The following is an 11,791-nucleotide window of genomic DNA, read 5'->3' as shown; positions in this document are numbered from 1 at the left end:
GGATAGATCCGCTAATGTAAAATTAGCGGATCTATCCTTTTTATGGAGTCATATTATACGTGTTAAATGTGTGTGAATGAACGAATTTAAGGGATTGATAATTAAAAACAGCCCCAATAGATGGGGCTGTTTGCTATTGTGTAGAGACTAATTCTTGAAAAACTGTGGTAAATATTGTTTATTTGCTTCGAGCATTTCATCCAGCATCTTGATTGCTACATCCACTGAAGGAACAAGTGGGTGATGTACTAGAGCTTGAAGAGCCAGGCCACGGTCGCCAGTTACGGCAGCTTCAATGGCAAGCTGTTCGTAGGTTTTGACGGCATGAATAAGTCCAACAGCTGAACGTGGAATCTTAGTCAGTGGAAGCGGAAGCGGGCCGTTCTTGGTAACCAGACAGTTGACTTCAATGCTAGCGTTATCGGGTAGGAAGTCAAGCGTACCATTGTTGGCTACATTCAATGTCTGAATATCGTTAGTGCCGTTGTAAAGAGAGCGCATCAGATTAATGGCAGCTTCTGAGTAGAAGGCCCCGCCGCGTTGCTCTAATTGTTTCGGCTTATCTTTCAATTCAACATCTTTATAGAGTTCGAATAGTTCCGCTTCTACACGCTTCACGACCTCGGCACGATTGCCAGCCGTTTTGACGGATTCTTGCTGCTCTTCAAGCATGGCATCTGTCATGTAGAAGTATTTCAAGTAATAAGATGGCAATGCGCGGAGTGATTTCAGAAACTCAGGATCCCATTCACGTGCAGGTACGTTCTTAGCACTGTAGCTAGTAGTGTCTGCAAGCATTTCGTCCAGTTTATCTTCGCCCTCAACATCAATACGTGTGATCCAGTGAAGATGATTCAACCCAACGAACTCCGCATAAATGCGGTCTGCAGGTACATTGTATTTAGCGGAAGTCTGCTTGATTAATCCGATTGGCGCGTTGCACAAACCGATGCTGCGGACGTTCGAATATTTCAGAACAGCCTCTGTAACCATACCCGCTGGATTGGTAAAGTTCAGTAGCCATGCGTTTGGAGCCAACTCCTCAATATCACGGCATACATCTAGGAGTACAGGAATGGTCCGTAGTGCTTTCATCATGCCACCAGGACCTGTTGTTTCCTGACCGATGACTCCATATTTCAATGGAATAGATTCATCGTGCCCACGAGCTTCTAACATACCTACACGCATTTGAGTGCTAACAAAGTCTGCACCTTTAATTGCTTGGCGACGGTCTGTTGTTAAATGAACTTCTATTGGAAGTCCAGATTTCTCAACCATTCGTTTAGCTAGATTACCAACAATATTCAGCTTGTGCAGACCAGCTTCAATATCGACCAGCCATAGTTCACGAACTGGAAGCTCCTCATAGTAACGTATAAATCCTTCAACCAATTCAGGTGTATACGAAGATCCTCCACCAATTACAGCAATTTTTAATCCTTGTACTTGTGTCATAGTTTCCCCATCCTATCGTATAGTTTGTTTGATTTCTTCATATTCACGGTATGAACGCATTCTTTCATATGTTTCTGTGGAAATGGTTAATCCATCTTCTTCCATGGCGGACCATACTGCGCCAACAACGGGCTCCGTCGTAAGCGTCACGATTGAGGCCAGTGGAGCCGCCGTATGTACAGCGTTTTCAATTGGACCTCGAATCCAACCACGATCGCCTCGTGTCAGCATACTTCCAGCGAGAACCACGTCGAACGTATCTTTCTCCATCCCAAGCTTGTGTATGACGGCAGCAGCCGACTTGCCCAGCTCTTCACCTTGGTGTCGTAAAATATCCAATGATACAGCATCATTCAGTGCTGCCGCTTCAAACAGCAGTCTGGCAGCATCGACAGGTACACGATGACCGTTGTCCATGAAATCGGTAAACATATTCTCCACATTCTCATGTCCAAGCATGCGAAGGAGTGAATCCGTGAGTAGTGTAGGTTGTTCACGTCCATCCCATGAACGGATGACTGAGCGGAATACTTCAATATTTAACGAACCACCACCGCCGAAGTCGCCATACATATAATCAAAACCACCGCATTGATAATGTTTACCTTGAAGGTTGCGTCCCGCTGAATTCGTACCGGTACCGCAAATGAGGGAAACCCCATAAGAGTGATTGGTACCCGCCCGTAGGCCGATCATGGTGTCGCAATTAATGCTATAATTCGTAAATCCAATGTCACGAATCATGGGACGTAAAATACGGTAATCTGCTTCTCGGTCAGCTCCTGCAAGACCGAAGTAGGCGTGTTTCACATCTTCCTGACGTAAACCAGCTTGTGCAATGGCATCGGTTGCGGCGCTTTGGATATTTCGTGCAGCATGGGATGCGTTAGTCTGGTGATTGCCGTTACCGCTCTTACCTTTGCCGAGTACATAGCCGGACTCGTCAGTCAGAAGCGCGTATGTCTTGGTTCCTCCTCCGTCAATTCCTAAGTAGTAAGTCATATGGTAGTCACTCCTATATTCATCAGATATTTGTCTAGTATAATTCAATGACCGGGTGGTTGTAGGGAAACCGTAGACTCACGGACAAGCAGTTCGGGATCAAGCCTTATGCAGGATCCTCGCTTCATTGTACCGTCAATACGTTTCAGCAGCATATCCACGGCGGCCATTCCGATCCGCTCTCCCGGCTGGCGGATTGTGGTTATATAAGGATGAAGCTTAGAAGCAATATCCTGTCCATCATAACCAACAACGGCTACCTGTTCTGGAATACGTATCCCTGCTTCAAGCAATGCATTAACGACACCGAGCGCAATGAAGTCGTCACCAGCGAAGACTGCTGTTGGAAGCGATCCTGAGCTTATCCATTTGCGGCAAGATTGATAGCCAAATTCGATCTCATATTCCCCATACAAGATTTCAAAAGGGGCAAGCCCCTGCTCATTGAGAGCCTTTAAGAAGCCGCTACGACGCTCACGTGTACTGCGGAACATCTCATCTCCGCACAGATGCGCGATTGAGGTGTGACCCAATTCAAGAAGGTGGCGTGTAGCAGCGTAACCGCCTTTGACATTGTCTACCGTAATCGAAAAGCTATCATTCTCGGGCTTTTGATGGTCGATGAGCACATAAGGAATATTGCGCCGCTTCAACTCGACGATATAGCTGTCTTCTTCTAATGGAGAGAGAAGGATCAGCCCATCAACACGGTCTTCCTGAATCAGATAATGGCTCTCGTCCGAAGCGATGCCAGCTGACGATACTGAAACAGCGAGAAAATAGCCGTGCAGTGCAAGTAGGTCGTTCACTTCCTTGACGATCGCATCAAAGAATGAATCGTGCAGGGTGGTTATAATTAAGCCGATGATACCCGTCTTGCCTCGGGCTAGACTGCGTGCGGCAGCATTGGGACGATAGTCTAGTTCTTTTATAGCATCAAGAACTTTCTGCCGGTTTTTCTCGCGTACCGATTCGGCACCGTTCAGGACTCGTGAGACGGTTACCACAGACAACCCAGATTTTTTTGCTACGTCAAATATATTAACTTTCATTTCGCCATTCCCCCTCGCAATCCACATTCCGTACATGATAATTAACTAACCTTAGTATACATGTAGTAGGGAAGACCTGCCAAAGCTTATTTTCGGGCTGGGCAGCACTTTTGCTTGGGCGGTACATGGCGGACTAGACTTGATTTCTCCTTGAGTCGTCGGTTTTATTTCATACTAATTTGTGTTGCTGTTTTTATTGTGCTACATCATATTGATCGTAGTTGCGTGAAGCTAGTATATAACTAGGGTAGAAAGAAATATCAGGAGACCAAGAAGCCATGTTGATAAGAACAAGTGCATGTAAAGTGTTTACCGCCGGCCTTAGCAATGGTTCGCGGATACACCTACCTTTCTGTATGCTATAAGTTAAAGCGCTTAAACTTTAGGATATAATAAACCTGAAGAACATAAGATTTAAAGTAATATTATGTTGAAAAGTTAAAGTGCTTTAACTTTGGAGTCCGGCATTATAACAACATCATAGAGGATGATGTATAAATAATCAACCCCTTTTATATGTGAAGTGCTTCTTTTGATATAACTTTTAATGAATCGAAAGGAATGATTGATTCCATATTTGTGGATGTTAACATCATTTTCTGTATATTTGGATATTGTTTCAAATTAAATTAAAGTGGCTTCAATATGATTTCACATTCCGACATTTTGAAAATCGTGATTTCATGCAAAGAAACCACCTCATAGGCGGTTTCTTTGGTGGTTAGCGTTTAAGAATATCTGTAACTTTCTTTTGGATCGTCGGCATGACTTCCTCTACCGTTTTGTCTCCATTTTCAATGGGCTGCATTTCATTGATAAACATGTCATTGATTTGTGAGTAATTCGTAATTAAATGATTGAAGGACTCAAAGCCGTATTTCACGCCGCCCTCATACACTTTACGTACGTCATCAGGATCGATACCTTCAAAATGCTTATAGTAGGTTTCGGCAGCAACGGCGTTTACGGGTGGATTACCCCCACTTAAATCAATAGATTTCTCCTGAACTTCCGTGGTCACTAGATATTTAATCCATTCAAAGGCTTCCTTCGGATGCTTGGAATCTTTCAGAATCAGCAGTGGATCGACGTAAAGCGTACTGCGCACTTTATCGTTACCACCCCAAGGCACAGCAGCTACACCAACTTTGAAAGGAAAATCATTTGAACCAGCGAGGCTCCATGATCCGCTAACGGACATACCAATCTTGCCTGCTACAAATGGATCGCCGTTCTGACCAGCTACACTCTTGCTCCAGATAGTAGTCGGAGCTACTTTTTCTTTCAGAACCAGCCCGAACAGCTTGTTGTAAGCGTCCATGACTTCTGGGGAGTCAAAATGGGTTGCTGATGGCACACCGCCGTTGGTCCATGTATCATCTGAATATGGCTGGGCACCAAAGTATAGTGGACGCATATCGCGTTCGGACCAGGTGAAGTCCACTCCATACTGTGTTTTGCCGATATCCTTGGAAACAACGGTCATTTTCTTCGCATCTTCAACCATTTTTTCAAAAGTCCAGCTCTTATCCTCGTAATCACTAGTTGGGTATGCAAGCTGTGCCTCATCAAACATGTCTTTGTTGTAGAGCATGAGCGTGACATACATGTTGACCGGAATACCGTAGGTATGATCTTTGACGGTGTAAATCTTCATCAGATTCTCGGGAATGTTATAATCTGATGATTTGAAGCCGTCTTCTTTAATCAGATCAGTCATATCTAGTAGCATACCTTTGTTGTAATATTCTGCGAATCCGCCATAGCCATAGTGGCTTGTAACGTCAGGTGACTTGTTGCCAGCAATCAATGTCTGCAACTTACTGTCAAACTGTTCATAAGGGGCTTTGTCGATTTTTATCTTAATGTTGGGATGCTTAGACTCAAAGTCAGGGATTAGCTTCTCAATAAACGTCCGATCTTCCGAGTCAATTGTATAATGAGTAATGGTAACCTGCCCATCCTTGCCTGAATTATTGGAGTCGGTCGCTGTATCTGCGCCGGGAGCGACGTCACCTGCTGATTTACCTCCGCTGCATGCGGATAATGTTAGTACGATAAACATCAACGCTGCAAGTAATAATGAACCTGTTTGCCGTTTCCTGTTCTTCTTCATATGTTTCATTCCTCCATATCGTTTCAAGTGATTTTCGTAGATTGAATTACTTGATACCCGTTAGCACAATGCCTTCTACGAACCGTCGTTGAGCTAAGGCGAACAGGGCGACAATAGGTAGCATAGCCAGTACAGAGGCGACCATTAACAAATGCCAAGGTGGTATTCTGAATCTGGATGAGGTTAAGGATGACATCCCTACTGGAAGTGTGAACTTATCAGAGGAGCTCAAGTAGAGCACCGGAGTAAGCAGGTCGTTCCAGCTGTAAATGAAAGCAAAAATGGCGACCGTTGCTAGAGCGGGTCCAGACAGTGGTAAGGCAATCTTGCGCCACATGCGGAGTTCACTGCAGCCATCCATACGACCTGCGTCGAATAATTCATTCGGGAGCGTAGAGAAAAATTGGCGAAGCAGAAAGATGTTATACGCTGAGCCAAAGAATGCAGGTACAATGAGTGGTAGGAACGTATCAATCCAGTTCATTTTCGAGAACATGATAAATTGTGGGATCATAATGGCTGGATACGGTAGCATCATAGTGCTTAGAAGGAGCATAAATAGTAGATTGTTGCCTTTACCCCGATATCTGGCGAAACCATATGCTGCGAGCGAGGACGAGAGTAGGGTGCCAAATACAGTAAGTACACCAATAATTATGCTATTCATATACATAGTGCCGAAATTCAGTGTTTCAAAAATGTCCTTGTAGTTGCTCCACTGCCAAGTTTCGGGTAGAAATGTCGGAGGGAACTTTAGCAATTCGCGCTTCGACTTCAGTGACGTAGATAACATGAAGAACAGGGGCAGTATCATTAGGATCGTTGTCACAATCAAAGTAATAAAACTAAGTATACGAACCGGATCAATATGGCGCTTACGCCGTGAAGGTCGTGAGTCTGGGCTGCTTATTGAAGGAAGAGTACTCATCGGTTCCCGTCCCCCCCTTCATAATGAACATAACGGTTGGAGAATTTCATAATGAGTGCCGTAAATATCATAACAACAATTAGTAAAACCCAGGCGAGAGCTGACGAGTAGCCTGCTCGGTATTCTTTAAATGCGCTTGTATACAAGTTGTAGACATAGAAGTAGGTAGAGTAGTTTGGACCACCTTGCGTCATAACAAATGCTTGGGTAAACACTTGGAAGGACTCAATGATGCCAATGATGAATTGGAAGAGGAGTATGGGTGAGATCATGGGTAGCGTCACATGCAAGAAGACATTGAAGCGTCCGGCGCCATCAAGTTTTGCAGCCTCGATAAGACTACCCGGAACACCTTGCAAACCGGCAAGAAATAGAATCATACCGGAGCCTGCTGTCCAGAAGGACATAATAATGAGTGCGTACAGAGCTGTGCCTGGACTCATGAGCCATGCCGGACCGGAAATTCCGATCCAAGAGAGCATGTAGTTGAACAATCCGATTTGCGGGTTGAAGATCCAGTACCACAGGAGGGACATTGCTACACCTGACACCATACTTGGAAAGTACATGGATGTCCGGAAAAACCCGCGGAATGGTATCTTCTGGTTGAGTAGGAGTGCGAAACCCAGTGCGAGTAACAGCTGAATGGGTACACTAATGAAGGTATATTTCAGCGTTACCGCCACAGATTTCCAGAAGAGCTCACTGTTCAGCATTTCATTGTAATTCGCTAGTCCAACAAATTTAGGTGGATGGATGATGTCGTAGTCCGTGAAGCTGTAATAAAGCGATGATAAGATAGGATACAAAGCAAATACGAGGAAGCCGAGAAGCCATGGTAAAATGAACATATACATATAAAACGTTTGTCGCCGGCTTTCGCGATGAATCACTGAAACACCAACCTCTCTACTATGTTATATATAAGTTAAAGCGCTTAAACTTTATGGCATAGAAATACCTGATAAACTTAGGGTCTAGAGTATTATTATGCTACAAAGTTAGAGTGCATTAATTTTTGGATCCAGCCTAATGACAATATCATAGAGGATGGTTTATAAATAATCAACACTTTTTTTGCAAACGCTTTCTGTCATTAAATATAACATTATATTTAATTGATGTGTTAATTATAACCCTATATTCAAACTATATATGACATGTATATCACACATATCTCGACATCGACTTCGCTTATCCATTGTCTGGGGAAGAAATAGAGCTTGATCCGCTGGGCTGTATCTAGATCATTGACGACAACGAAGTAATTTAAATATCATAAAAGGCAGTCTCAAAAGTTTAAACATCTATAAACTTCTCAGAGGCTGCCTTTATATTTTTCCAAATTTAGCTTACCATCTCGTTTTTATCTAACGGCTTAATTTCGGTTTATTGAAGTAAGGTTTTGCTTTAGATTTAGTGATGGTGACACGAGTATAGCTACTATCGGAGTATCTTTCATTTATCGGCAGGGATTATGAATCAATGTGCTCTTCGATTCACTAAAATGGCATTAATTTCTCCACCGATCAATATAATGATTGAACTGATATACAACCAGATTAATAGAACCATTACACCGCCTAAGCTTCCATATGTTCTTGTGAGATCCCCAAATCGGTTCACATAAGTTGAGAATAATACCGATGTCGTGATCCATCCAACAGTAGCAAAAATAGCACCGGGTAGCACTTCCTTAAACGTCATCTTGCGATTCGGAGCAATGAAGTACAGTAGCGTAAATACGGTGGTCATGACTAGAAGGGGCACGATATATTGAAGCAATCCCCAAGCCTCCCGAAAGCCAGTTGGGTAGTTTAGTAGAACAAAGAGCTGATCCCCGACCCATCCTCCAAAGACGAGTAGAAGCACACTAAGTAGAATGACGATGCCTAGTACAAATGTGGCTAGTAAAGAGATTCCTCGAACCTTCCAAAACGATCTATTCTCCTCAATATCGTAAGCTTTATTAAGTCCTTTGATGATGGCATTGATTCCTCTAGAAGCTGCCCATAAGGTGGCAAGCATACCAAATGAGAGTAGAGTCTGACTTCTGCCTTGAGAAACTTCTTTGAGAATTTCCTCAACAATAGAGACCGCTTCCGCAGGCATAATATCACTTAAGCTGCTTACCCTTTCTTCCATGGAGACATTCGCATAGCCTATTAGTGTCATAATAAAGATTAGAAAAGGAAAGAAGGAAAGAATTAAATAATAGGTCAACTGGGCGCTGATGGCTTGCACATCGTCATCCCTGACCTTTTTGTATAATTGTTTGAAAAAACCTATCAACCTCACAGTTTTAGCCCTCTCCATGGTACCTCCCATTTGAATACAATAACGTGATTTCTGTACTAGTGAATCAGTTAATAAAACGGTTGTTCTATAGATTTAGAATCACTATGTTCTCTAAAGTTAAAAAGTATGCCTAATCACTCTATTATATACTATCATTTGTCCCCATATTAAAGTATTGTCACTCACTCCTGGTGAAGATCTGTCTTACGAATAATTGACATTGATAATCATTATCAATTATAATCGGTGAAATAGAAAATCATTGGAGGAGAAGGGGAGAATATGGCGAAGATTATTATAATCTATGCAAGTTTGACTGGAAATACGGAGGAAATTGCTGAACTTATTGCAGATGGGATCCGTCAAACGGGGTCAAGTGTTGATGTGAAATGTGTTGATGATTGCAATGCGGTACAGTTACTTTCTTATGATGGCTATCTGCTTGGAGCGTATACATGGGGAGATGGCGAGTTGCCAGATGAATTTCTCGATTTCACTGAAGAAATGGATGAGGTTGATTTGAACGGTAGCAGAGCAGCCGTTTTTGGTAGTGGAGATACTACTTATAGCATTTATTGTGGGGCTGTAGATGTGTTAGAGAATAAACTAAAAGAATGTCATGCGGTTGTAGTTCAAGAAAGCCTTAAAATCGAATACGGTCCAAGTAAGGAAGAGCAAGATGCATGCCGAGTATTTGGTAAAAATTTTGCCGACGCTTGTATGACCGTTTCTTAAAGATATGATAACGCAGGATGGCAAAGGGCTCACAACACTTATGGTTAATCGTAGCCAGATACATGACTATGAGATTGAAGAAATGATTAGATACGAGAGCATTCACAAATGTACTTGCTCGACACAGAACCTGAACTGGCGCCATCGCGCACAGTATGCTGTAGGTCATGCACTTAACGATTTCTATACACTTGCCCCTCATGTACGTAAAGAAATTCCAATGCAATATCTGATTGAACGGCGTTGGCCACGAAAAACAGATGATTTCGATCACCCAATGCATTATTGGAGTGTTCACAATAAAATCGTGGAAGAACTGACGAGAGTGGTGAGTTCTGGTCGTATAGACAAGGTCCCAGTCATGTTATATGAACAATGGTACACGGTTGTGCCGGAGTTAGACCTCAAGCTGTCTATGATCTTTCAAATGGTGTGGCAGGATGAAGATTCCTCAGGCGGTATGTTGATACAGAAATTTTTGGTGGATGATGACCCAGGTGTTATTCAGGCTTTTGCGCATATGGCTAACGTTCTATGCCACTACGCATTTGGTGGCCCTGCGGAAGAAATAGAAGTATATACATTGCTAACAGGACGCAAACACTTATTTCCTAAAGGGAGTCTTGCATTACATGAGTCGTTAGATTATGTTTCACTACTCGCAGGAGTGAATACACGGAGTGCGGAGTTGAATATAGAATGCGAGTGTAAAAGACGTAAAGACTCTCGTTCATCTGATGTGGGTCATCCACGTAATCAATTTTCATGATGAAATGAAAGACTTGTAATAGAGGGGATGAAATGAAATGACTTTAAGTGATTTCGTGTCTTCCTTTTTTTGTATTTGTTGTGATGGTGTGTAGAACTGTTATAATGTAGACTATAGAATAGTTTCTAAACAAGCCACAGTCATGCTCATTATAGATAAATTTTGACTACCGATGTTGAGTATAGGTGATATGAATTCATTTATATATAATCAGATAGGTGTATGCTGTGACTAAAAAAATACTTAGGATGAGAGTGATAGAATGAAACATCTTCTGGAAGTAAAGAATTTAGCAGTGTCATTTAAGACTCATGGTGGAGTGGTACAAGCCATCCGTGGAGTCAGTTTTCATGTTGATAAGGGTGAGACGTTGGCAATAGTAGGTGAATCAGGATCAGGAAAAAGTGTAACTTCTCAATCCGTAATGAAGCTAATTCCAACACCACCAGGTATTTATAATAGTGGTCAAATTATATTTGATGGTCAGGAACTAATCTCAAAAACTGAGAAGCAAATGCAGAAGATTCGGGGAAAAGAGATTGGACTAATCTCACAAGACCCAATGACATCGCTCAATCCTACGATGAAAGTAGGGCATCAAATTACAGAGGTCCTATTTAAACACGAGAAAATGTCAAAAGATAAAGCGCACAAGCGGGCTGTAGAATTGCTTACTCTTGTGGGTATTCCCAGACCTGAAGAACGCTATAATCAATATCCACATGAATTCAGTGGCGGTATGCGCCAACGGGTCGTGATTGCAATGGCGCTTGCAGCTAATCCCAAGCTCTTGATCGCCGATGAACCAACTACGGCACTGGATGTAACGATACAGGCGCAAATTCTGGAACTGATGAAGGATTTGCAACAAAAAATTAAAACATCAATTATTTTCATTACACATGACCTTGGCGTTGTTGCCAAAATGGCAGATCGTGTAGCGGTTATGTATGCGGGACAAATTGTGGAGACAGGTACAGTAGAGGAAATCTTCTATGATCCAAGACATCCCTATACATGGGGATTATTGGCATCTATGCCTAGTCTGGATAGTAATAGCGGAGAGATGCTGACAGCGATTCCAGGAACGCCACCGGATCTTATTAAGCCTCCTAAAGGAGATGCGTTTGCCTTACGGAGTGCTTATGCTATGAAGATAGACTCGGAAAGAGAAGCTCCTCTGTTTAAAGTTTCAGACACTCACTTTGTGAAATCATGGCTCTTACATCCGATGGCTCCAGCAGTAGAACCACCTGAGGCTGTGAAGAACAAAAGACGTGTCTTGCCCGGTGTATATGAACAACCTGTGATGGTTGAACAATATGAGGTGTAACCGTTAGTAGCGGGTAAATAAATATAAATAAGAGCAACGAACCTAAATATGCGTCAGGCCGTTTATACGGCTTGACGCATATTTAGGTTTTATATTTGTT

The 11,791-nt window shown here is 42.7% G+C and carries 10 protein-coding genes; 3 read left to right on the top strand and 7 right to left on the bottom strand.

Annotated features, from left to right (window positions below):
- Window positions 1-147: 147 nt before the first annotated feature.
- The 7 genes from UB51_RS10135 to UB51_RS10105 all read right to left on the bottom strand — a co-directional run bounded on the left by UB51_RS10135 (window position 148) and on the right by UB51_RS10105 (window position 8,872).
- Window positions 148-1,458: a 6-phospho-beta-glucosidase gene (locus UB51_RS10135; protein ID WP_044877197.1), complete on the bottom strand. Its 1,311-nt coding sequence runs from the start codon at window positions 1,456-1,458 to the stop codon at window positions 148-150.
- 12 nt (window positions 1,459-1,470) lie between these two features.
- Window positions 1,471-2,460 (bottom strand): N-acetylglucosamine kinase, encoded by a 990-nt coding sequence (locus tag UB51_RS10130; RefSeq protein WP_044877196.1) that lies wholly within the window; start codon window positions 2,458-2,460, stop codon window positions 1,471-1,473.
- A gap of 44 nt (window positions 2,461-2,504) precedes the next feature.
- Window positions 2,505-3,512, bottom strand: a complete 1,008-nt coding sequence (locus UB51_RS10125; protein WP_044877195.1) for a LacI family DNA-binding transcriptional regulator — start codon at window positions 3,510-3,512, stop codon at window positions 2,505-2,507.
- A gap of 721 nt (window positions 3,513-4,233) precedes the next feature.
- On the bottom strand, window positions 4,234-5,628 hold the full coding sequence (locus UB51_RS10120) for an ABC transporter substrate-binding protein (RefSeq protein WP_044877194.1): 1,395 nt from the start codon (window positions 5,626-5,628) through the stop codon (window positions 4,234-4,236).
- A gap of 46 nt (window positions 5,629-5,674) precedes the next feature.
- Complete coding sequence (locus tag UB51_RS10115; protein WP_044877193.1) at window positions 5,675-6,556, bottom strand: carbohydrate ABC transporter permease; 882 nt, start codon at window positions 6,554-6,556, stop codon at window positions 5,675-5,677.
- On the bottom strand, window positions 6,553-7,449 hold the full coding sequence (locus tag UB51_RS10110) for a carbohydrate ABC transporter permease (protein ID WP_144406995.1): 897 nt from the start codon (window positions 7,447-7,449) through the stop codon (window positions 6,553-6,555). Before UB51_RS10110 ends, UB51_RS10115 begins: the two co-directional genes overlap by 4 nt.
- Window positions 7,450-8,038: 589 nt before the next feature.
- Window positions 8,039-8,872, bottom strand: a complete 834-nt coding sequence (locus UB51_RS10105; RefSeq protein ID WP_044877192.1) for a YihY/virulence factor BrkB family protein — start codon at window positions 8,870-8,872, stop codon at window positions 8,039-8,041.
- Window positions 8,873-9,136: 264 nt separating this feature from the next.
- Between UB51_RS10105 and UB51_RS10100 the strand changes: the two genes are divergently transcribed.
- From UB51_RS10100 to UB51_RS10090, 3 genes are all read left to right on the top strand, one after another.
- A complete protein-coding gene (locus tag UB51_RS10100) occupies window positions 9,137-9,589 on the top strand; it encodes a flavodoxin (protein ID WP_044877191.1) in 453 nt (150 codons plus the stop codon).
- 40 nt (window positions 9,590-9,629) lie between these two features.
- The gene (locus UB51_RS10095; protein WP_052675848.1) at window positions 9,630-10,358 is read left to right on the top strand and encodes a hypothetical protein; all 729 of its coding nucleotides are present in this window, start codon (window positions 9,630-9,632) and stop codon (window positions 10,356-10,358) included.
- 262 nt (window positions 10,359-10,620) lie between these two features.
- The gene (locus UB51_RS10090; protein ID WP_044877190.1) at window positions 10,621-11,691 is read left to right on the top strand and encodes an ABC transporter ATP-binding protein; all 1,071 of its coding nucleotides are present in this window, start codon (window positions 10,621-10,623) and stop codon (window positions 11,689-11,691) included.
- Window positions 11,692-11,791 lie beyond the last annotated feature (100 nt).

This window comes from Paenibacillus sp. IHBB 10380 (genome assembly GCF_000949425.1).
Classification (GTDB): Bacteria; Bacillota; Bacilli; order Paenibacillales; family Paenibacillaceae; genus Paenibacillus_AQ.
Note: the sequence above shows the minus strand (reverse complement) of the source record. Positions and strands in the feature narration are given on the sequence as shown.